Annotated in this window: 18 protein-coding genes; 10 read left to right on the forward strand and 8 right to left on the reverse strand. The window is 70.1% G+C overall.

What is annotated here, in order from left to right; genetic code table 11:
• Positions 1-74 precede the first annotated feature (74 nt).
• The gene (glgP, locus tag AB0G15_RS27100) at positions 75-2,657 is read right to left on the reverse strand and encodes an alpha-glucan family phosphorylase (protein ID WP_362845116.1); all 2,583 of its coding nucleotides are present in this window, start codon (positions 2,655-2,657) and stop codon (positions 75-77) included.
• 352 nt (positions 2,658-3,009) lie between these two features.
• Here glgP and AB0G15_RS27105 point away from each other — a divergent pair, with 352 nt between their 5' ends.
• The 3 genes from AB0G15_RS27105 to AB0G15_RS27115 are packed head-to-tail and all read left to right on the forward strand — an operon-like array spanning position 3,010 to position 8,209.
• Positions 3,010-5,142, forward strand: a complete 2,133-nt coding sequence (locus AB0G15_RS27105; protein WP_362845119.1) for an alpha-1,4-glucan--maltose-1-phosphate maltosyltransferase — start codon at positions 3,010-3,012, stop codon at positions 5,140-5,142.
• Between the two features lie 45 nt (positions 5,143-5,187).
• Positions 5,188-6,891: a maltose alpha-D-glucosyltransferase gene (gene treS, locus AB0G15_RS27110; RefSeq protein WP_362845122.1), complete on the forward strand. Its 1,704-nt coding sequence runs from the start codon at positions 5,188-5,190 to the stop codon at positions 6,889-6,891.
• 4 nt (positions 6,892-6,895) lie between these two features.
• On the forward strand, positions 6,896-8,209 hold the full coding sequence (locus tag AB0G15_RS27115; protein WP_362845125.1) for a phosphotransferase: 1,314 nt from the start codon (positions 6,896-6,898) through the stop codon (positions 8,207-8,209).
• A 60-nt stretch (positions 8,210-8,269) separates the two neighbouring features.
• On the opposite strand, the gene AB0G15_RS27120 is transcribed toward AB0G15_RS27115, so the two are convergent.
• A complete protein-coding gene (locus AB0G15_RS27120; protein WP_362845128.1) occupies positions 8,270-9,664 on the reverse strand; it encodes an MFS transporter in 1,395 nt (464 codons plus the stop codon).
• Positions 9,661-10,191 carry a MarR family transcriptional regulator gene (locus AB0G15_RS27125; protein WP_362845130.1) on the reverse strand — a complete coding sequence of 177 codons (531 nt, stop codon included), beginning with the start codon at positions 10,189-10,191 and terminating at the stop codon, positions 9,661-9,663. Before AB0G15_RS27125 ends, AB0G15_RS27120 begins: the two co-directional genes overlap by 4 nt.
• A 38-nt stretch (positions 10,192-10,229) precedes the next feature.
• On the opposite strand from AB0G15_RS27125, the gene AB0G15_RS27130 reads away from it, so the two are divergent.
• Positions 10,230-10,667 carry a helix-turn-helix transcriptional regulator gene (locus AB0G15_RS27130; protein ID WP_362845133.1) on the forward strand — a complete coding sequence of 146 codons (438 nt, stop codon included), beginning with the start codon at positions 10,230-10,232 and terminating at the stop codon, positions 10,665-10,667.
• Positions 10,668-10,717: 50 nt separating this feature from the next.
• On the opposite strand, the gene AB0G15_RS27135 is transcribed toward AB0G15_RS27130, so the two are convergent.
• The gene (locus AB0G15_RS27135) at positions 10,718-11,407 is read right to left on the reverse strand and encodes a DUF998 domain-containing protein (protein ID WP_362845136.1); all 690 of its coding nucleotides are present in this window, start codon (positions 11,405-11,407) and stop codon (positions 10,718-10,720) included.
• A gap of 73 nt (positions 11,408-11,480) precedes the next feature.
• Here AB0G15_RS27135 and AB0G15_RS27140 point away from each other — a divergent pair, with 73 nt between their 5' ends.
• Positions 11,481-12,056 carry a MarR family transcriptional regulator gene (locus AB0G15_RS27140; protein WP_362845138.1) on the forward strand — a complete coding sequence of 192 codons (576 nt, stop codon included), beginning with the start codon at positions 11,481-11,483 and terminating at the stop codon, positions 12,054-12,056.
• Positions 12,057-12,146: 90 nt separating this feature from the next.
• A complete protein-coding gene (locus tag AB0G15_RS27145) occupies positions 12,147-12,554 on the forward strand; it encodes a hypothetical protein (RefSeq protein WP_362845140.1) in 408 nt (135 codons plus the stop codon).
• Positions 12,555-12,854: 300 nt separating this feature from the next.
• On the opposite strand, the gene AB0G15_RS27150 is transcribed toward AB0G15_RS27145, so the two are convergent.
• A complete protein-coding gene (locus tag AB0G15_RS27150; RefSeq protein ID WP_362845142.1) occupies positions 12,855-13,487 on the reverse strand; it encodes a CHRD domain-containing protein in 633 nt (210 codons plus the stop codon).
• A 406-nt stretch (positions 13,488-13,893) separates the two neighbouring features.
• Here AB0G15_RS27150 and AB0G15_RS27155 point away from each other — a divergent pair, with 406 nt between their 5' ends.
• Positions 13,894-15,270: a xylan 1,4-beta-xylosidase gene (locus AB0G15_RS27155; protein ID WP_362845144.1), complete on the forward strand. Its 1,377-nt coding sequence runs from the start codon at positions 13,894-13,896 to the stop codon at positions 15,268-15,270.
• 340 nt (positions 15,271-15,610) lie between these two features.
• A complete protein-coding gene (locus AB0G15_RS27160; RefSeq protein ID WP_362845147.1) occupies positions 15,611-16,903 on the forward strand; it encodes a PHB depolymerase family esterase in 1,293 nt (430 codons plus the stop codon).
• A gap of 234 nt (positions 16,904-17,137) precedes the next feature.
• On the opposite strand, the gene AB0G15_RS27165 is transcribed toward AB0G15_RS27160, so the two are convergent.
• Genes AB0G15_RS27165 through AB0G15_RS27175 form a run of 3 tightly spaced genes read right to left on the reverse strand, consistent with a single transcriptional unit; the run spans position 17,138 to position 20,200 of the window.
• Complete coding sequence (locus tag AB0G15_RS27165) at positions 17,138-17,962, reverse strand: carbohydrate ABC transporter permease (RefSeq protein ID WP_362696803.1); 825 nt, start codon at positions 17,960-17,962, stop codon at positions 17,138-17,140.
• Entirely contained in the window at positions 17,959-18,864 is a 906-nt protein-coding gene (locus AB0G15_RS27170; protein ID WP_362845150.1) for a sugar ABC transporter permease, read from the reverse strand. The genes AB0G15_RS27165 and AB0G15_RS27170 overlap by 4 nt, the downstream gene beginning before the upstream one ends.
• 16 nt (positions 18,865-18,880) lie before the next feature.
• Positions 18,881-20,200: an extracellular solute-binding protein gene (locus AB0G15_RS27175; RefSeq protein WP_362696807.1), complete on the reverse strand. Its 1,320-nt coding sequence runs from the start codon at positions 20,198-20,200 to the stop codon at positions 18,881-18,883.
• Positions 20,201-20,478: 278 nt separating this feature from the next.
• Here AB0G15_RS27175 and AB0G15_RS27180 point away from each other — a divergent pair, with 278 nt between their 5' ends.
• Positions 20,479-20,691, forward strand: a complete 213-nt coding sequence (locus tag AB0G15_RS27180) for a hypothetical protein (protein ID WP_362845152.1) — start codon at positions 20,479-20,481, stop codon at positions 20,689-20,691.
• Positions 20,692-20,738: 47 nt separating this feature from the next.
• The gene (locus tag AB0G15_RS27185; protein WP_362845154.1) at positions 20,739-21,449 is read left to right on the forward strand and encodes an FCD domain-containing protein; all 711 of its coding nucleotides are present in this window, start codon (positions 20,739-20,741) and stop codon (positions 21,447-21,449) included.
• Positions 21,450-21,455 lie beyond the last annotated feature (6 nt).

Genomic DNA, 21,455 nt, shown 5'->3' on the forward strand with positions numbered 1-21,455 from the left:
TCGACTTCAGCCGTGAGCTCGTCCGATCTGGCACGGGGGTCCCGCCGCCCGGCGCGCGCCGGGCGGTCACGCGGTCAGCGCAGGGTGCCGTTGGTCATGCCGACGGGCTCCTCGGGAACCGTGACCAGGCCGAGCTCCGAGGTCGACGCCACCAGCGGGTGGTCGGGAACGACCCGGACGGTGTAGCCGAAGGGTCCGGTGCGGTCGAGGGGGATGGTCCCGGCGAAGACGGCCCTGCCGTCGTCGCCCTCGGACTCGACGGTCAGATCGGCGTAGGAGGGGGCCGCCAGGTCGTCGTGGTCGCCGACCCGGCCGTAGGCCGCCTGGACCCGCATGTCCCCGGGCTCCAGCTCGCCGAGGGCGATGGTGGCCTTCAGCTCCACGGACGTGCCGAGCTCCGGGGTGCTGTCGCCCAGGCCGGAGGCCTCCACGTGCTCGACCCGCACGCCCGGCCAGGCCCTGCCGACCTTGAGCTTCCACGCCGCGAAGCTCCTGGCCTGCTCGTACCCCTCGCCGGAGAGGGCGCGGGCGGACCTGGCGGCCGGGGCGTAGAGGTCGACCACGTAGTCGCGGAGCATCCGCCCGGCGAGCACCTTGGGGCCGAGCGAGGCCAGGGTGTGCCTGACCATCTCCAGCCAGCGCCGGGGCAGCCCGTCGGCCCGGTCGTAGAACCGGTCGGCCACCTCGTGCTCGATCAGGTCGTACAGGGCGGCCGCCTCGAGCTCGTCGCGGCGGTCGGGGTCGGCGACGCCGTCGGCGGTGGGGATGGCCCAGCCGTTGGTGCCGTCGTACCACTCGTCCCACCAGCCGTCCCGGATGGACAGGTTGAGCCCGCCGTTGAGCGCGGCCTTCATCCCGGACGTGCCGCACGCCTCCAGCGGGCGCAGCGGGTTGTTCATCCACACGTCGCAGCCCTGGACGAGCAGCTGGCCCAGGGCCATGTCGTAGTCGGGCAGGAAGACGATGCGGTGCCGCACGTCCTCGGAGTCGGCGAACTTCACGATCTGCTGGATGAGCTTCTTGCCGCCCTCGTCGGCCGGGTGGGCCTTGCCCGCGATCACGATCTGCACCGGCCTGGCGGGGTCGAGCAGCAGCGCGCGGAGCCGGTCGGGGTCGGACAGCATCAGGGTGAGCCGCTTGTACGACGGCACCCGGCGGGCGAAGCCGATGGTGAGCACCTCGGGATCGAGGGCGTCGTCGATCCAGCCGAGCTCGGCCTGCGAGGCGCCCCGGTTGATCCACGACTGGCGGAGCCGCGCGCGGGCCGCCACGACCAGCTTCTCGCGCAGCCGGCCCCTGATGCCCCAGACGTCTCCGTCGGAGATCTTGCCGATGCTCTCCCAGCCCTGGGCGCGGTCGACCAGGGTGGGCAGCTCCCTGCCGGCCAGCTCCATGATCTCCCGGCCGACCCAGGTGGGGGCGTGCACGCCGTTGGTGATGAACCCGATCGGGACCTCTTCGGTGTCGAAGCCCGGCCACAGGCCCTGGAACATCTCCCGGCTCACGGCGCCGTGCAGCTCCGAGACGCCGTTGACCCGCTGGGCCAGCCGCATGCCCATCGCGGCCATGTTGAACTTGCCCGGCTCCTCCTCGGCGCCCAGCGCGAGGATGCGGTCGACGGGGACCGTGGGCCAGGCGTTCTCGCCACCGAACTGGCGGCCGATCATCTCCGCGGGGAAGCGGTCGATCCCGGCGGGCACGGGGGTGTGCGTGGTGAAGACGGTCCCGGCCCGCACCGCCTCCAGGGCCTCGTCGAAGGAGAGCCTGGCCTCGGTGAGCTCGCGGATGCGCTCCAGGCCGAGGAAGCCGGCGTGGCCCTCGTTGGTGTGGAACACCTCGGGCTCGGCGTGCCCGGTGACCCGGCAGTAGGCGCGGATGGCGCGGACGCCGCCGACGCCGAGCAGCAGCTCCTGGAGCAGCCGGTGGTCGCCGCCGCCGCCGTACAGGCGGTCGGTGACGTCGCGGGCGGCGGTGTCGTTCTCGGCCACGTCGGAGTCGAGCAGCAGCAGCGGCACCCTGCCGACCTGGAGCACCCAGACCTGGGCGTGCAGCGTGCGGTGCTCGGGAAGGCTGATCTTGATGCGTACCGGGGTGCCGTCCTCCTCCCGCAGGAGGGTGAGCGGCAGGCCGCCGGGGTCGAGGGAGGGGTAGTGCTCCAGCTGCCAGCCCTCGGGCGAGAGGGACTGGGTGAAGTAGCCGTGCCGGTACAGCAGGCCGACGGCCAGGATGGGCACGCCGAGGTCGCTCGCGGCCTTGAGATGGTCACCGGCGAGGATGCCGAGCCCGCCCGAGTACTGCGGCAGGGCGGCGGCGATGCCGTACTCGGGGGAGAAGTAGGCGATGGCCTTGGGCGCGTCGGACATGGTCTGGTACCACCGGGGGGCGGTCATGTACTCGCGGAGATCGTCGGCGGCGTCGGCCAGTCGCCTCAGGAAGCGGCGGTCGGCGGCCAGCTCGCGGAGCCGGTCGGCCTGCACGGCGCCCAGCAGGGCGACGGGGTCGTACCCGACACGCCCCCAGACGGCCGGATCGACCTCGCCGAACAGATCCAATGTCTCCGGGTGCCACGACCAGCGCAAATTGAGGACGAGCTCGCCGAGGGAGGCCAGCTCCGGCGGCAGGACGGTGCGGACGGTAAACCTGCGGATTGCTCTCACGGTGCCAGACCCTAGTTACTCAGCGCCACGAGGGCGACCCCAACACTCACGCGTCTCCCTCTCACCGCTATCAATCCCCCCCAAACACATCAAAGGCAGGTGATCGACTGTTAGGAGAACTCGCGGAAGAGTAAGAGGTGCCGCACTCTATCCAGCGGGACGCATGAAGCTGGACTATTAGGGCACCGGACATACGAGCCAGAACGTGCTGCCCTCGGGAACCGGCCGTCCCATCAGGGCATGCTTCCGCTTGCCCCGAGACCGGCCGCCCGGGGATGCTTGAAAAAACGAAGATCCTTCCTTGCTGACTTCCCCGGCGGTACCGGGCGTGCCGCCGCTACCTTGAGACGCGATGATCGGACGAATCCCAATCCAGGACATCCACCCCACGGTCGACTGCGGGCGCCGCCCCGCCAAGGCCGCCGCGGGTGAGACCTTCGAGATCTCCGCGACCGTGTTCCGGGAGGGACACGACGCGGTCGCGGCCGGGGCCGTGCTCACCGGTCCCGGCGGCGTGCGCGGTCCCCTGCTGCCCATGCGCGAGCTCGCCCCCGGCACCGACCGGTGGGGCGTGGAGGTGACGCTGCCCACCGAGGGCGAGTGGCGTTTCCGGGTGGAGGCGTGGAGTGATCCCATGGCCACCTGGTTGCACGACGCGGGCATCAAGATCCCACGTGACCTGGACGCCGACCTGATGTGCGAGGAGGGTGCCCGCCTCTTCGACCGCGCGGCGAGGGCGGTGCGGGCCGCCGAGTGCGGGCCTGCGGCCGTCCCCGCCACCGGCCCGGTCGCGACCGGCGGGCCGGTGGGCGGCAGGACCCCGGCGGCGAGGACGGCCAAGGGCGCCAAGGTGACGCAGCAGCACGTCTGCGGGCACCGGGCCGCGCTCCAGGCCGTCGCGGCGAGGCTGCGCGACACCGAGATCGACCCTCGCGCCCGGTTCGCCGTGGCCCAGATGCCGGAGACGGCGGCGATGCTGCGCGCCCACCCGCTGCGCGACCTGGTGACGAGATCGGCCCCGCGCACGGTCCTGGTGCACCGCCGCAGGGCGCTGTTCGGGTCGTGGTACGAGTTCTTCCCGCGCTCCGAGGGCGCGATCATCGAGCAGGGCGTCGCCCCCAAGTCCGGGACCTTCCAGACCGCCGCCAAGCGGCTGCCGGCCGTGGCGAAGATGGGCTTCGACGTCGTCTACCTGCCGCCGATCCACCCGATCGGGCACAGCTTCCGCAAGGGGCGCAACAACACCCTGACGCCCGAGCCGTACGACCCCGGCTCGCCCTGGGCGATCGGCTCCGAGGAGGGCGGCCACGACGCCATCCACCCCGACCTGGGCACGTTCGAGGACTTCGACGCCTTCGTGGCCAAGACCCGCGAGCTGGGCATGGAGGTCGCCATCGACCTCGCCCTGCAGTGCGCGCCCGACCACCCGTGGGTCAAGGAGCACCCGGAGTGGTTCAACATCCGCGCCGACGGCTCGATCGCGTACGCGGAGAACCCGCCGAAGAAGTACCAGGACATCTACCCGCTGAACTTCGACAGGGACCCCAAGGGGATCTACGAGGAGATCAGGCGGGTCGTGCGGCTCTGGATGGACCACGGGGTGCGGATCTTCCGGGTCGACAACCCGCACACCAAGCCGGTGGCCTTCTGGGAGAAGCTGCTGGCCGACGTCCACACCACCGACCCTGACGTATTGTTCCTGGCGGAGGCCTTCACCCGCCCCGCGATGATGCGGACGCTGGCCAAGGTCGGTTTCCACCAGTCGTACACGTACTACACGTGGAAGAACTCGCGCTCGGACGTCGAGGACTACCTGAGCGAGCTCTCCCACGAGACGTCGCATTACATGCGGCCCAACGTGTTCGTCAATACTCCGGACATTCTCCATGAATACCTTCAACACGGGGGAGTCCCGGCATTTTATATCAGAGCAGTACTCGCAGCCACGGCGATGCCGACGTGGGGCGTATACGCCGGATATGAACTTGCGGAGAATGTACCGGTTAGACCGGGCAGTGAAGAATACCTTGATAGCGAGAAATATCAGTACAAACCCCGCGATTGGGTAGAGGCCGAACGAGAAGGCCGTAGCCTCGCCCCGTTCATTACACAACTCAATTTGTTCCGAAGAGCACACCCGGCGCTCCAGGAACTGCGTAATCTACGGTTTCACAGCGTCAACAACCCGGATGTGATCTGCTTCTCCAAGCGGTTGCCCGGCGCCTACGACACGGCCACACGACGGCACGGCCTGGGCGACGTTGTCCTCGTCGTCGTGAACCTGGATCCGCACAACACCCACGAGGCGACGGTGTCGCTGGACATGCCCGCCCTCGGGCTCGACTGGCAAGCCGAGTTCGTCGTGGACGACGAACTGTCGGGCGAGTCGTATCGCTGGCGGCAGGACAACTACGTGCGCCTCGATCCCCACATCCACCCAGCGCACGTCTTCACTCTGCGTGCCGCGGCGGCGAACCAGCGGTGAGCCGGCCGGGTACGCCTATACCGGCAGAACAGCGGGGAGTCACTGGTGAGTCAGCTACCTGAGCCAATTCCGAACACCTTCGACGAGGAAAAGCCGCGCGACCCGTACTGGTTCAAGCGCGCTGTCTTCTACGAGGTTCTCATCCGGGGCTTCGCCGATTCCAACGGCGACGGCACCGGAGACATCCGCGGTCTCATCCAGAGGCTGGACTACCTCCAGTGGCTCGGTGTCGACTGCCTCTGGCTGCTTCCGCTGTACGAGTCGCCGCTGCGCGACGGCGGGTACGACATCGCCGACTTCATGAAGATCCTTCCTGATTTCGGCGATCTCGGAGACTTCGTGAAACTGGTCGACGAGGCGCACAAGCGCGGCATGCGGGTCATCGCCGACCTGGTGATGAACCACACCAGCGACCAGCACCCGTGGTTCCAGGCCTCCCGCCACGACCCCGAGGGGCCGTTCGGCGACTTCTACGTCTGGAACGACAACGACGAGCTCTACAAGGACGCCCGGGTCATCTTCGTCGACACCGAGACGTCCAACTGGTCCCACGACCCGGTCCGGGGCCAGTACTACTGGCACCGCTTCTTCTCCCACCAGCCGGACCTCAACTACGAGAACCCGGACGTGCAGGACGCGATGCTGGAGGTGCTGCGCTTCTGGCTGGACCTGGGCATCGACGGCTTCCGGATGGACGCCATCCCGTACCTGTTCGAGCAGGACGGCACCAACTGCGAGAACCTGCCCCGCACCCACGAGTACCTGAAGCGGGTCAGGGCGGAGGTCGACCGGCTCTACCCCGACCGGGTGCTGCTGGCCGAGGCCAACCAGTGGCCCGCCGACGTGGTCGAGTACTTCGGCGACTCGGCCACCGGGGGCGACGAGTGCCACATGGCGTTCCACTTCCCGCTGATGCCGCGCATCTTCATGGCGGTCAGGCGGGAGTCGCGCTACCCCATCTCCGAGATCATGGCCCAGACGCCGAAGATCCCGGAGAACTGCCAGTGGGGCATCTTCCTGCGCAACCACGACGAGCTCACACTCGAGATGGTCACGGACGACGAGCGCGACTACATGTACTCGGAGTACGCCAAGGACCCCCGGATGCGCGCCAACGTCGGCATCCGGCGGCGGCTCGCCCCGCTGCTGGAGAACGATCGCAACCAGATTGAGCTGTTCACGGCGTTGCTGCTCTCCCTTCCCGGATCTCCCGTGCTGTACTACGGCGATGAGATCGGGATGGGGGACAACATCTGGCTGGGCGACCGCGACGGTGTCCGTACCCCCATGCAGTGGAGCCCCGACCGCAACGCGGGATTCTCCGACTGCGACCCGGGCCGCCTGTACCTCCCGGTCATCATGGACCCGATCTACGGCTACCAGGCGCTCAACGTCGAGGCGCAGCAGCGCAGCGCGGGCTCGCTGCTGCACTGGACCAAGCGGATGATCGAGATCCGCAAGCGGCACCCGGTCTTCGGCCTGGGTGAGTTCACCGAGCTGAACTCGTCCAACCCGAGCGTCCTCGCCTTCGTGCGCGAGCTCGGCGACGACCGGATGCTGTGCGTCAACAACCTGTCCCGGTTCCCGCAGCCGGTGGAGCTCGACCTCCGCCGCTTCGAGGGATCGGTTCCGGTGGAGACGATGGGCGGGGTTCCCTTCCCAGCGATTGGCGAGCTTCCGTATCTTTTGACTCTTCCTGGGCATGGGTTCTACTGGTTCACCCTGCCACCCGCATCCCAGGAGGCGTAAAGCCGTGTTGACGGAGCTCCTTACCGGTTGGATCACCCAGCAACGATGGTTCGCCGGTAAGGGGCGCCCGATCGACGATCTCGTCGTCGACTCGGACGTGGAGCTGTCACCACGCCTGCGCCACCTGATCATCTCCGTTCACCAGGCAGGGGCGCGCGACCGCTACCAGGTGCTGCTCGGCAGCGAGGCGCCGGAGTGGGCCCGTTTCAAGCCGGCCCACATCGGCGGCGGCTACTACGACGCCGCCTACGACGCCGACCTCACCGGCACCCTGCTGGAGGGCATGGCCTCCGGCCGCGACCTGGGCGCGCTCCGCTTCCGCCACCTCGACGGGGTGGAGATCGACGCCTCCATGCGCAGCCTGGTCCTCGGCGCCGAGCAGTCCAACACCTCGCTGGTGTACGGCGACACCTACATCTGCAAGCTGTTCCGCCGCCTGACCGCCGGGGTGAACCCCGAGCTGGAGATCGTCACCGCGCTGGCCCGCCGCGACGGCACGCACATCGCCCGGCCGTACGGCTGGATCGAGACCGACCTCGACGGCGAGACCACCACGCTGGCGATGACCCAGGAGTTCCTGTCGAACGCCAACGACGGCTGGGCCCTCGCCCTGGCCAGCGTCCGCGACCTGTACGGCTCCCTCGAGCCGTCGGCCTCCGACGCGGGCGGCGACTTCAGCGCCGAGGCCTACCGCCTCGGCGTCACCACCGCCACGGTCCACCACGAGATGGCCGCCGCCTTCCCGACCGACGTGATCGAGTCGCAGGAGGTCAAGCGGATGGTCGAGGAGTTCCGCCGCCGCCTGGGCGTCGCGGTGGACGAGGTGCCCGCTCTCGGCGAGCACGCCCACGTCGCCGAGGAGGCCTACCAGCGGGTCTCCGACGTGGCCAGGGAGATGCCCGTCCAGCGTGTCCACGGCGACTACCACCTCGGCCAGGTGATGCGCACCACCAACGACTGGATCATCCTCGACTTCGAGGGCGAGCCGGGCCAGCCCATCGCCGAGCGCCGCGCGCTGTCCTCCCCGCTGCGGGACGTGGCCGGGATGCTCCGCTCCTTCGACTACGCCGCCCGCCACCTGCTGGCCGACCACTCCAACGCCGACGAACTCCGCCCCCGCGCGGTGGAGTGGGCCGAGCTCAACCGCTCCTCCTTCCTGGCGGGCTACTCCGCCGGAGGCGGCCACCTCCGCGCCGAGGACGCCGTCCTGCTGCGCGCCCTGGAACTCGACAAGGCCGCGTACGAGGTGGTGTACGAGTCCCGCAACCGGCCGACCTGGCTGCACATCCCGATGTCGGCCTTCCAGGTGGGCCGCTGACGGTCCGCGAGATCGTGCGGCGCCTCCGGCCACCGGCCGCGTCAGGCGGCCGATCCGCGGTCAGCGCGGTTCGCCGGTGACGTCCGCCGCCTGCGCGGGAGCGGTCTCCCGCCCGGGAGCCGCCTGCTCGGGAGCCGTCGCCTCCGAGGGCGGCGGGCCCTCGTGCGCGGGCGGGACGCGGTAGTCGCGCAGGGGGCGGTTGACCAGGCCGACGGTGACGACGGCCAGCGCGGCTCCCAGGCCCCCCACGACGAGCGCCACGGGCGCGGACGTCAGGGAGGCGAGGAGTCCCCCGCGGAAGTTGCCGATCTCGGGGCCGGCGACGCCGATGACGTGCTCGACCGAGGAGACCCGCCCGCGGTACTGGTCGGGGGTCTCGAGCTGGACCAGCGCGCCCCGGGTGACCACGGAGACGGTGTCGGCCGCACCGGCGAGAACCAGGCAGCCGAGGGCGAGCCAGAGGGGCCCGGCCAGGCCGAAGCCGGCGAGGGCCAGACCCCAGACCGTGGCCGCGAGGAGCTGGACGAGGCCGCCGCGACGGAGCCGGGTCACGGTCCCGGAGAGCAGGCCCGCCCCCAGCCCGCCGACCGCGATCGCGGACAGGAAGAGTCCCAGGGTCTGGGGCGCGCCCTCGAAGCGGATCTCGTTGATCAGGGGGAAGAGCGCGATCGGCATGGCCAGGAGGGTGGCGGCGAGGTCGGTGGCGAGGGAGCCCCACAGGGCAGGGCGCCGGAGGATGATCCCCCAGCCTCCCCGGGCCGGGCCGTGTTCCCGGCGTTCCCGGCGTTCCCAGCGTTCCCGGCGTTCCCGGCGCCCGCCGTACCCCGGCGGCCGGTCGTCGCCGGCGCGCAGCACGGCCATCGGAGGCAGCCGGACCACCGCGACCAGCGACGCGAGGGCGGCGAGGGCCTGGATCGCGTACGCGGCGGGATAGTGCCACCGCGCGAGCACGAGACCGGCGAGGGCGGGCCCGAGGAGCATGGAGGCCTGGAAGGCGACGTTCTGCAGGGCGAGCCCGGCGGCGACCTGGTCGGCGGGGAGCAGCCGGACGGGGAAGGTGCGCTTCGCCGGGGCTCCGAGCGCCGCGCAGCCGGACTGGGCGGCGACCAGGACGAGCAGCAGCAGGACCGACCGGTTGCCCGCGGCGGCCTGCGCCACGAGGCCCGCGGCCAGCAGGACCTGGCCCGCGGCGGTGGCACGGACCAGGGTCCTGCGGTCGACGGCGTCGGCGAGCGATCCGCCGACCAAGCCGAGGACGAGAAGGGGTACGGCTGTCGCGAGGCCGATGGCGCCGGTCCAGAGCGGGCTGCGCGTGAGCTCCCAGACCTGCAGCAGGACGGCGACGCCGGCGATCCGCTGGCCGAGCGAGGAGAGGGAGGAGCCGATCCACAGGTCGCGGAACGGCCGGCTGCTTCGCAGGGGGCGGACGTCGATCAGCCGCTCGCGCCAGGTCACGGGTGCGGCTCCCCCGCAGGGGCGGCCGGGGGCGCCGGGGCGGCGGGGGGCTCGTAGAGGTGGGCCAGGATCCGATCCCGCATGGGCCGCCGCTCCAGGGCACGTTCCAGCTCGGCGACGACGGCGCTGAGCGCGTGCGGGATCTCGTCGTCGAGTTCGGCGACGGCGGCCTCGGTCGCGCGCCACTCGGCCTCGAGGAAGGGGATGAGCGCGCGACCGCGCTCGGTCAGGGTGATGCGGCGCGTGCGCGCGTCGGTGCCGGACTCGGAGTCGACCAGTCCCTCGCGCCGCATCGCGGTGAGCGTCTGGCTCATCGCCGAGTGCGAGCGGCCCAGCGATTCCGCCAGCTCGCGGATCATGAGCGGCCCGGTGTGCGCGAGACGGATCAGCGGATAGGCGAACCGGGGACGGACCCCGTGGATGCCCCGGTCGGTGTACAACGACTCGATCTGGGCGTCCAGGGCGGCCATCAGGGCGTGGACCGTGTCCCACCGCCCGGGCGAGGCGGTGGGATCCAGAGATGTCATAGCGCTAATATAACAGCGCTCACATAATTTTGCGCCCGTTGAGGCCGGCGGACGGCGAGCGCCTCTCCCCGGTCCCGGGACGATCCGCGCGCCGCGCGGCCCGGCTGCGGGGCAGCTCTGGCCGCTGGCCCGCGGTGCACGTCTCGTGCCTGCGCAGCCCCAGCGGTGCGCCCGGTCCGGTGGCGGTCGTCCTGGAACCGGCGAACTCCGCGCAGATCGCCCCGATCATCGTCGAGGCGTGCTGCCTGACCCCTCGCGAGCAGCAGATCACCCAGTGCGTCGCGCGCGGGCTGTCGACCGCCGACATCGCCACGGAGCTGCACCTGTCCGCCCACACGGTGCGCCACCGCCTCAAGGCGATCTTCACCAAGTTCGGCATCACCAGCCGGGGCGAGCTGGTCGCCAAGCTGTTCGCCGAGCACTACGGCCCCCTGATGCACGCCCCGGACGCCGATGTGGAGCACGTCCACACCTGAGACGGGGCTCGCCGGACGTCCACCGAGAAGCGGGCGAAGGACGCCGGGTCTCATCGGGTCACCGCCCCACCCGTCGTCTCCTCACCGCCCGTCGCCGGGTACGCGACGGATGCCGCCGTCTCGGACGCGGCGAGAGCGCGGCAAGCCAGGTAGGCCAGATAGGCGAAGCCGGTCAGGACGGACAGTCGCTGGAACAGTCCGGCGGGGGCGGGTGACCAGACGCCGGCGTGGTCCAGGCCGTTCAGCACGCCCGCCGCGAGCCAGAGGGCGACCATCAGACCGCCGGCGGCCAGCCCGTACCACCGGGCGAAGCGACGCGAGTAGATGACGGCCGCCGCCGCGACGGAGAGGACCATGACCGGTCCGGCGATGTCGTGGAGGATGCCGTGCCAGGTCGTCCCGGCCACGGTGCCGGGAGGGCGGTAGGTCCCCGGGTCGATCACGAAGAGGCCGGCGGCGAACAGGGCGACGCCGGCGGTGGTCACGACCCGCGGACCCCAGGTCGCCGCGGGGCCGTCGGCGAAGACGGCGCGCAGGCCGCGCCCGAAGACGGTGATCAGGGCACCGCCGATCAGGAAGCCGGCGATCTGGATCCAGCCGCGACCGGACAGGGCGAGTTCGCTGATCCAGCTGCGCATCGGGTCATAACCCGGCCGGATCACTCCTTCGACCAGCCAGATCAGTGTGAACAGCGAGGTTCCGGCGATTCCGGACCACAGCGACGACCTACGAGCGTCCATTTATCTGCCTTCCTCATTATCTGCTCTGTGCAGATAATGTTATGCGCAGAGTATGAGCATGTAAGGTAGATGCATGTCAAGTGCCGAGCCGGTCGACCGTCAGGCCCTGCTGGCGCACCTGCAGGCCGAACTCACCCACACGATCGCTGCGGGGATCCTGTTCCAGCAGGCGGTGGCCGACCGCCTGGGGCTCAGCCTGGGCGATTTCAAAAGCCTGACCGCGCTGACCGGGATCGAGCAGGCGACCGCCGGGGACATCGCCGCCCAGACCGGCCTGACCACCGGCGCCGTCACCCGGATGATCGACCGGCTGGAGCGGGACGGCTGGGTTCGCCGTGAGCACGACCGGCAGGACCGCCGCCGCGTGCTCGTCCGGCCGGTCCCCGAACGGCAGGCGGAGATCCGGCCGCTGTTCGAGGGCATGTCGGAGGCCTGGGCCCAGGCCCTCGCCGAATACGACGACGACCAGATCGCCATGGTGCTCGGCCTGTTCGGCCGGATGCGCGACGTCGCCCGCGAACAGGCCGCCCTCCTCCGCGAGCAGTCGCCGGAACGCGTCACCGGCCGGACACTCACTCCCGGGGCCGCGGACCCGTCCGAGGACCCCCGAGACAGGAACGCCCCGCCGCCGTCCAGGAAGAATCCCTGATCCGCGGCCGGGGTGTTCAGGACCTCGCAGCTCGCCGTTCAACGTCGGCTTTCGATGGAGGTGACGGAAATCAGGGACCTTCCTGAATGGATGCGACAGTTTCGCGATCCGCTCCCGAGCTGGACCCCGCCTGACGAGCTGAGGAAACCCACGCCGTCGCCGCCGATGAACCTCGCGCTCGCGATGCTGACGAGCTCGGTCATCGGGAACGATCTCGTCGACCTGGTCGGTTCCTGGATCTCCTCCATGGCCAGGCTGAACATGTGGTTCAAGCAACCCGGCCGACGGGCCCTGCGCGAAGGCGAACATCCCCGGCTTCTTGTCCTGAAGGGCGATGTGGCCGGAAGGATCCACGGTTTCTGGCAGGCGTACCTGCGCGCGGTCGAGGAGTCACGCGCGGGAGAGGAGTCGTCCAGGGGGGTCGCCGAGCCCGAGTACCAGGCACTGCTCGACGCGGTGCGCGACGGGACACGGGCCATTCAGGCCGCGATGGAATAAGGGACCGAGAGGCCGGGGCGCGGACCTCCGGACCGATGTGTCCAGGGAGAGCTGAACATCCGCCGTGCAGGACGCGGGCGAGGGCCTGTCACTGCCCGAACCCGACTCCAAAGCCTGGGAAGGCTTGAAATCCAACACCGCCCTGCCTGCACGACTCGCCGGGCGTACTCCGGCCGTCCGGCCGGCGGGCTTCGAAGGGACCGCCGCCCTCCCGAGCCGGCCGCAGCGGTTTTCCGTCCTTACGGCCTGACTCGTACGCGGTCCGGCGGCGGTGCCTCTCCGGTTCCTCGAATCGGCGGGTTACCAGCGGCCGCCCTTGGTGAGCTGGCCGCGGACCGCGCCGTCGGGGAACTGCTTGGTGTGCAGGTTGGCGTACCAGTTCCTCGGGTTGCTCTTGATGCCCCGGAGCAGGCTGGAGTCCTTGACGACGACGGAGCCGAAGCTCGTGTTGCCGCGGATCTTGCCGTTGGACAGCAGGTCGATGACGACGGGGCCGTTCTTGCCCGCCTTGCCCTTGTGAATGTGGAAGGCGCTGGGCTTGCCGGTGCGCTTCCACTGGACGAAGTAGTAGAAGCGGTTCCCGTGGATGCGGAACTTCGCGACCGCCACACCGTCCCGGTCGTTGACCTTCTTGCCCGGCTCCGGGACCTCGTTCCTGCCCAGGAGCCCGGCGGCGAAGTAGTACTTCCTGGCCTGAGCGGTCTGAGCGGTCTGGACTGTCTGAGCGGCCTGGACTGTCTGGGCGGCCTGGGGTGCCTGGGAGGCCTGGACCGCCGCCTCGCCGGTGATCGAGGCGGCGGGCGCGGCCGCCGCCTCGGCGGGTACCGCCAGCGCACCGGCGGCCAGTGCCGCCGTCGCCGCGCCCACCGCCGCGCGGCTCATCGCGAGCCTCCAGGAGATGCGTCCGCCGCCGAGCCGTTCACGAGCGTTCATGAGGACCTCCGCCTTGTTTTCGCCGTTTTTGCCGTGCCGTTTTTCCCTGACACCGCAGACCGTTTTTCTGGACACCGCAGACACTAGGGAGTCAGCTGCCGTTGTTATGCGTACAAATCCACACATAAGGCGAGGGTGGCCAAGGTCACACGGCGTCCTCGAAAACCCCTCAAACCCGCTCACCTCCGCCGAGCGAAGCACCACAGAACCGAGCAGACCGCTTGAAGTAGACGGCGTAGGCCGGATCTCGACGGCGGCGCGCCACCCGCCGATCCCGGACCCCCGGGGAACGTTTCCGCAGGTCGGCTGGGACACTTACCGGTGAGCCGCGTTCCTGTATGACGCTCTTACATCGCCTGTGGAACGCTCGGTGCAAAGCGAATGCTGAAGATCGGGTGGGTATCAGGTGTCATCAGGTAGCGGGGGATCCACATGGCGGCGTCCCGTCCGGGCGATCGCCTCGGCGGCGGGGGTCGTCGCACTGGCACTCGTGGCGGCGAGTTGTTCCTCCGGCGACACCGCCGACCAGGCGGTTCCCGTCGTACGGCAGCCGGCCGCCGCCTCGCCGGCACCCGCCACCACGATCCAGAAGGCGCCGCCGGTCGACCCCGCGTGGCCCCGCTGGGGGTTCACCCACACGGGGGTGAGCGCCAACAACGTCACCGAGCAGTTCGAGCAGGTCGTGGCCGGGGCACTCGCGCGGACCCCGATGCTGCAGAACCAGCACATCATGGGGTTCGGGGCGCTCAACCCCCAGCCCCGCCCGCAGGAGTACTTCTGGGAGGACCTCGACAGCCGGACGAACCTCATGAAGAAGTCCGGCGGCACGCAGGTCATCACGCTCTGCTGCGCCCCCGACTGGATGAAGGGCGGCCCCGAGGGCCCGACCTCGGACGCGGGCTGGGCCGAGCACCTGGAGGACGCCCCCTACCCCAAGCACTTCGACGACTTCGCCAAGCTGTCGGCGGCCGTCGCCACCAAATACCGCGACGTCAAGTACTTCATGGTCTGGAACGAGTTCAAGGGCTTCTGGAAGGACCACTCCAAGCCCGCGGACTTCAAGGGCTACACCACGCTCTACAACAAGGTCTACGACGCGGTGAAGGCGGCCCGGCCCGACGCCCAGGTCGGCGGGCCCTACCTCGGCTTCGACAGCAACAGGACGGGCAAATCCGAGCTGCGGGGGCCCTGGGGGGTCGTCAACCAGAACGCCCTGGACGCCTTCGAGTACTGGTTCGAGAACAAGAAGGGCGCCGACTTCGTCGTGGTCGACGGCGCCTCGCTGACCGACGCGCACGAGATGCTGCCCGACGCGTTCGGAGCGCTGGGCAAGTTCAGCGCGGTCACCACCTGGCTGCGGGAAAGGACCGGCGACATGCCGGTCTGGTGGGCGGAGTGGTACTTCGTCCCCGAGGACAAGACCACCTGGCCCGAGCCGATGCGACTCGCCGTCCAGGCCGCCTCGATGATCGAGTTCGCCGAGAGCGGCGCCGCCACGGCGCTGTACTGGAACCCGCAGTCCGTGAAGGGCTGCCAGGGGTGCATGTGGGACCCGAAGACCGGTGCCATGCTCCCCACCGGCAAGCTGGTGAGCGACTTCACCACCTGGTTCCCGGCCGGGGCCGAGCTGGAGAAGGTCACCTCCTCCGCCCCGGGGGTCCGGGTGCTGGCCCAGCCGAAGAAGCTGCTGATGGTCAACACCACCGCGGCGGAGACCACCACGACCGTGGACGGCAGGGAGTTCACCCTCCGGCCCTACGAGATCAGGTGGAGCGATCGCTGAACCCTCGGCGACCCGTTTCGAAGGAGACGGCAGCCGGCTGGACGCGGAAACTTTCATCAGACCGTGCGGGGACGCCTCCGGCGGTTCCGGCGTCGGCCGCGTCCTTCACCTGCGAGGAAATGGCACGGACAGGGAACAGGAGCCGGAGACGCGCCCGTACCCGCCCGCCGGTGATTGAAAATTTCGGCGAACGACTTTAACTTTCGGCGACACGTGAGACGTCGAACGCCGGGGCCGCGACGGTCGGGGGCCCCGGCGATCGGCCGCAGCCGAGAGGAGATCGACGATGTCCGACAGCGATGTTCCACGCCGGGCCCGGCCGGAATCGGGAAGCGGTCGGATGAGAACGGCCCTGCGCGCGGTGTGCGCGGTCCTCCCCCTCCTGCTCGGCCTGGCACTGACGGCCCCGAGCGCGTCCTCCGCCTCCCTGGTGGAGGTCACCGGTTTCGGGGCGAACCCCAGCAACCTGCGGATGCACCTCTACGTCCCGGATCGGACGGCGCCCCGGCCCCCCATCCTGCTGGCGGTGCACTACTGCACCGGTTCGGGCCCGGCCTTCCACTCCGGCACGCAGTTCGCCTCGCTGGCCGACCGGTACGGGTTCATCGTGATCTACCCGTCGGCCACCCGCAGCGGGAACTGTTTCGACGTCTCCTCCCCCGAGGCGCTCAGGCGCGGCGGCGGGAGCGACCCGGTCGGGCTCATGTCGATGGTGACCTACGTCCAGCAGCGCTACACCGCGAGCTCCTCGCGGATCTACGTGACCGGCGCCTCCTCCGGCGCGATGATGACCGAGGTCATGCTGGGCCTGTACCCGGACGTGTTCGAGGCCGGAGCGGCCTTCATGGGCGTGCCCTTCGGCTGCTTCGCGAGCTCCTCGGGGTGGAACAGCGAGTGCGCCAACGGCACGATCGTGAAGACCCCCCAGGAGTGGGGCGACCTGGTGCGGGCCGCCTACCCCGGGTACACCGGCGCCCGGCCCCGCGTCCAGCTGTGGCACGGCACCGAGGACTCCACCCTGCGCTACCCGAACCTGGGGGAGGCGGTCAAGCAGTGGACCGACGTCCACGGCCTGAGCCAGACGCCGACCTCCGCCGACACCCCCCGGGCGGGCTGGAACCGCAGTCGCTACGCCGACTCCACGGGCACCGTCAAGGTCGAGTCCTACAGCCTGCCGGGTGTCGGGCACAACCTTCCGCAGAGCGGGATGGCCGAGTCCGCGATCCAGTTCTTCGGCCTGGACACCTCCGGCCCCTCCCCGACCCCCACGCCCACACCGACCCCCACACCTACTCCGACCCCCACACCCACGCCGGGCACCTCCTCCTGCCGGGTGACCTACAGCGCCAGCAGCTGGAACACCGGCTTCACCGCCAATCTGTCCGTCACCAACACCGGCACCTCGGCGATCAACGGCTGGGAGCTGAAATTCACCTTCCCCGGGAACCAGCAGGTCACCCAGGGCTGGAGCGCCACCTGGACGCAGTCCGGCCAGGTCGTGACCGGCCGCAACGCCCCCTACAACGGCACCCTGAACCCCGGGCAGTCCGCCGGGATCGGGTTCAACGGCGCCTACAGCGGCACCAACGCCGCCCCCGGCTCGTTCACCCTCAACGGCTCGCCGTGTAGCTGACCCTCCAGGACACGGCGGGAAACACTCCGGCCCCGGGTCTCGGCCCCCGGGGAACCGGTCTTCCCGCCTCTCCCGGCGACAGGCCCGCCAGCCGGTGGCGGGCCTGTCGCCGGCCCCCGGGGGAGGGCGTCGGGACGAGCGAGGGAGCGGGTCGCGTTCTCGTACGCCCGGCTCACCCCGCGGACGCCGGCCGTCCCCGCCACCGGGCCGGGGCCGCCGAGGGGGCGTGCCGCGTCACTTGACCGCTCCGATCGCGAGGCCCGAGATGAAGTGCCGCTGGAACCGCAGGAACACCAGGAGCGTCGGCACCGCGGCGATGATCGTGCCGGCCGCGATGACGTTCCAGGAGGAGACGAACTGACCCTGCAGCCCGAGCAGCGCCGGGGTGACCGGCATCCTGGTGTCCGTACGCAGCACGGTGATCGCCCACAGCAGGTCGTTGAAGATCCAGGTGAAGGAGAGGGCGCCGAGCGCGGCCAGCGCGGGCCTGGTCAGCGGCAGCACGATGCGCCAGAAGACCTGCGCGACGCCCGCGCCGTCGATGGTGGCCGCCTCCTGGATCGCGCCGGGCAGCTCGCGCATGAAACCGTGCAGGACAAAGGTGTAGAAGCCGAGGCCGAACGCGACGTGCACGGCGACCAGCGCGGCGAGCGTGTCGTACGTGCCGGTGAGCTCGGCGAACTTGGAGACCGGGATGAGCAGGATCTGCGGCGGCAGCAGGTTGCCCGCGAGCATGACCAGCAGCAGCGTGCGGCGGAACGGGATCCGGTAGCGGCTCAGCGCGAACGCCGCCATCGCCGCGAGCAGCAGGCTCAGCGCCACCGCGGGCACGGTCACCAGGAAGCTGTTGACGAGCGACTGGAGCTGGCCGCCGTCGCTCCACGCCTGGCGGTAGGTGTCGAACGTGAACGAGCGGGGCAGGCTGCCCACGCCGTTGGCGGCCACGTCGTCGAAGGTGCGCAGCGAGGTGAGCACCACCCAGATGATCGGTGACAGCCAGAGCAGCGACAGCAGCGTCATGCCTCCGTGGAAGGCGCCGGTCCGAAGTCCTCTTGTCATGATTCCTCCCGGAACGCACGGACCAGGTAACCGAGGATCACGACGAGCGCGAGCGCGAAGATGACCACCGCGATGGCCGAGCCGTAGCCGAGGCGCAGGCTCTGGAACGCCGCCGAGTACATGTAGGTGCTCAGCAGCTCGGACGAGTGGTACGGCCCGCCCCTGGTGAGCGCCCAGACGATGTCGAAGGAACGCAGCGAGTCGATGACGATCACCGAGAGCACGACCGCGTTGACCCCGCGCAGCTGCGGGAGGGTGACGTTCCTGAGCCGCTGCCAGCCCCCGGCCCCGTCCACCCTGGCCGCCTCGTACAGGGCCGGGTCGATCGCCTTGAGGCCGGCCAGGTAGAGCACCATGACGTAGCCGATCTGCCGCCAGAGGGCGGGCAGGATCACCGCGTAGAGCGCGGTGTCCGGGTCGGCGAGCCAGGGGCGGCTCAGGTGCTCCAGCCCGACCGCGACGAGGACCTGGTCGGCCAGCCCGTCCGGCTGGTAGAAGACCCGCCACACCAGCGCGGTCACGACCAGCGAGAAGACGACCGGGGTGAACAGCGCCGCCCGGTAGAAGCCGACGCCCCGCCGGTCGCGCTGCAGCAGCAGCGCCATGCCGAAGCCGCCGAGCACGGAGAGCCCGCCGAAGAGCACCAGCCACAGCACGGTGTTGCCGAGCGCACCCCGGAAGATCGGGTCGCCGGCGAGCTCGGTGAAGTTGGCCAGGCCGACGAACTCGGGCGGGGTGAGCCCGTCCCAGCGCGTCAGCGACAGGTACAGGCCCTGGACCGCGGGCCAGAAGACCCAGACGCTCTCCACCACGAAGGGCACCAGGACGAACACCGCGAGCAGCGGAGACAGGCGCTGGACCGGCCGGCGCCGCTTCGCCGGTCCGGCCGGGGTCGCCGGCAAGGAGGTGACCGTCACGTCAGCCCTTGAAGACCTTCTGCGCGGCCGTCTGCCATTCGCTCAGGATGGTGTCGATCTCGTCGGGCTCGTCCATGAAGCGGGTCAGCGCCGTGTCGGCGGTCGGCTGCAGGGCGTCGCTGGAGTCGCGGTTGAAGAACTGGGTGAGGTCGGCGGCCTCGTCCAGCATCGCCTTGCCCTTGGCGACGAGCGGCGAGTCGGCCGCCTTGGCCTTGGGATTGGCCGGGAGCACGATGCCGGAACTGCTCGCGATGTAGAGCTCCTGCGCCTCGGCCGAGGCCAGGTAGGTGAGCAGGGCCTTGGCCCCGGCCGGATTCGCCGACTTCGCGCTGGCGAAGAAGCCGTCGGTCGGCGCCTCCTCGACGATCGGCACGCCGGGATCGATGATGGGGAACCGGAAGAAGTCCAGGTCGTCGAGGGCGTCCTTGGGGGCGGCGTCGGCGAAGAAGGTGCCGATGAGGAACATCCCGGTCTTGCCCCCGAGCAGGGCCGTGGTCGCCTCCTGGAACGGGTACGCCTTGCCCTTCGGGTCGAAGTAGGGCAGCACCTCGCGCCACTTGGCGAAGACGGCCTTCACCTTGGGGTCGTCGAAGCGCTGCTCGCCCGCGAGCAGCTCCCGGTGGAAGCCGGCCCCGTTGATCCGGATGTTCAGGTAGTCGAACCAGATGGAGGCCACCCACGGGGTGTCGCCCAGGCCGATGCCGATCGGCGGGATCCCCTTGCCCTTCAGCGTCTCGCACAGGGTGAGGAACTCGGCCCAGGTCTTCGGCTCCTGGACGCCCCACTTGGCGAAGTTGGACTTGCGGTAGAAGAAGCCCCACCAGTAGTTGTTCATCGGCACGAAGATCTGCTTGCCCGCGCCGTCGGTGGACAGCTCGCGCAGCGCCGCGGGGTAGTCGCCCATCGAGCCCCACACGTCGGACACGTCGAGCAGCAGGCCCTTGTCGGCGTAGTTGTTGGCGACCGATCCCGCGTACCAGGTGTAGAGGTCGGGCGGGTCGGCCGAGGTGAGGTAGGTCGGCAACTGGGTGCGGTAGGTCTCCGCGGCGACCGTGTTGAGCGTCGCCGTGCCCTTGCCCAGCGCGTTGAACCCGTCGACGATCTTCTGCATCGCCGCCTTGGCCTGCGGCGAGGAGAGGTTGGACTGGAGGGTGACCGGCCCGGCCGGGGCGGCACCGGACGAGGTGGCGGCGGCCGTCGCGGCGGGCTTCGTCGCGGAGGTGGCGCAGCCGCTCGCCAGCCCGGCGGCACCGAGCGCGCCCAGGCCGGCGAGCCCCATCTGCCCGAGGAACCGGCGGCGACCGGAGTCGAAGTCGCTCAAGGGTGTTCCCTCCTTCGTCGACACGTTACGTGACATTCGCTTTGTGTCGGTCATGTGAACGTCGTGAGCAGAAGGTTGCATCGGTCCCCGTCGACTGTCAATATATTTCATAATTAATGATTTAACTGAGATCGGCGGAACGACGGGAGGATGGTCGTGAACCGGCTTCCGGAGAAGATCACGCTGGTCACAGGGGTCCTGGCCGGCACCGAGGCGGCGAGCGCCCGGCGTCCCGTCGCAGGGGGAGCCGCCGTGGTGCCGCGGCGGAGCCGCCGGACGTGCCGGAGTCCCGGGACACGACGGGCCTCGCGGACGAGATCCGGTCCACCGGCGGGCGATCACCGTCCGTGGTCACCGACGTCCGGGACGAGACCGGCGGGGCCGCGGCGGTCGCCGCCGTCGCGTTCCTCGCGCCGCCGGACGCGGCTCACTCGACCGGCACCGGTCCCGTTGTGGACGGCGGCGGGACCGCGATGAAAGCCTCGGCCTGAACCATCGATCACCAACCTCGATCACCAACAGGGAAGGCGCGAAAACCTTGGCACGGTACGCACATCGCGGCGTCCACGGGCAGACCGTCGAGATCGTCGCACGGCGAATCCTCAGCGGCGGGATCGCCGAGGGCGAGACGCTCAACATCGTGGCTCTGCAGGAGGAGCTGGGTGTGAGCCTCACCGCACTGCGCGAGGCACTCAAGGTCCTCTCCGCCAAGGGCATCGTCGACGCCCGGCAGCGGCGCGGCACCTTCGTGCGGCCGCGCACCGACTGGAACCTGCTCGACGGCGATGTGATCCGCTGGCAGTTCGACGAGCACACCGACCCCCGGCTGCTGGACGAGCTGCACGAGGTACGCACCATCGTGGAACCGGCTGCCGCCCGGCTGGCCAGCGACAGGGCCACGGAGGCGGACCTCGCCGCCCTGGACGCGGCGCTCGGCGCGATGGCCGCCGCCGACGGCGACCCCGTCGCGGCCGTCGCCGCCGACCTGCTCTTCCACCGCGCGCTGCTCGCCGCCACACACAACGAGCTGCTGGAGCGGATGGAGATCGTCATCGAGACCGGCCTGGCCGAACGGGACCGCCTCGTGCACGGCGGCGAACACCACGACGACCCGGTGCCCAGCCACCGGGCGGTGGTCGAGGCGATCCACGACCGCGACGCGGACGCCGCCGAACGCGCCATGCGGGGGCTGCTGGCCAAGGCCGTGCACGACGTGGCCAGGATCCGCCGATCGAAGGAAGAGCAGTGAGGATCT

Origin of the sequence: Streptosporangium sp. NPDC023825, from assembly GCF_040639575.1 — a bacterium.
Lineage (GTDB): Bacteria > Actinomycetota > Actinomycetes > Streptosporangiales > Streptosporangiaceae > Streptosporangium.

Excerpts from the sequence above, each read along its gene's own strand:
- AB0G15_RS27165 (WP_362696803.1), bottom strand. The coding sequence starts at position 17,962 with ATGACAAGAGGACTTCGGACCGGCGCCTTCCACGGAGGCATGACGCTG.
- AB0G15_RS27160 (WP_362845147.1), top strand. The coding sequence starts at position 15,611 with ATGAGAACGGCCCTGCGCGCGGTGTGCGCGGTCCTCCCCCTCCTGCTC.
- AB0G15_RS27125 (WP_362845130.1), bottom strand. The coding sequence starts at position 10,191 with ATGACATCTCTGGATCCCACCGCCTCGCCCGGGCGGTGGGACACGGTC.
- AB0G15_RS27145 (WP_362845140.1), top strand. The coding sequence starts at position 12,147 with ATGCGACAGTTTCGCGATCCGCTCCCGAGCTGGACCCCGCCTGACGAG.
- AB0G15_RS27140 (WP_362845138.1), top strand. The coding sequence starts at position 11,481 with ATGTCAAGTGCCGAGCCGGTCGACCGTCAGGCCCTGCTGGCGCACCTG.
- AB0G15_RS27105 (WP_362845119.1), top strand. The coding sequence starts at position 3,010 with ATGATCGGACGAATCCCAATCCAGGACATCCACCCCACGGTCGACTGC.
- AB0G15_RS27135 (WP_362845136.1), bottom strand. The coding sequence starts at position 11,407 with ATGGACGCTCGTAGGTCGTCGCTGTGGTCCGGAATCGCCGGAACCTCG.
- AB0G15_RS27150 (WP_362845142.1), bottom strand. The coding sequence starts at position 13,487 with ATGAACGCTCGTGAACGGCTCGGCGGCGGACGCATCTCCTGGAGGCTC.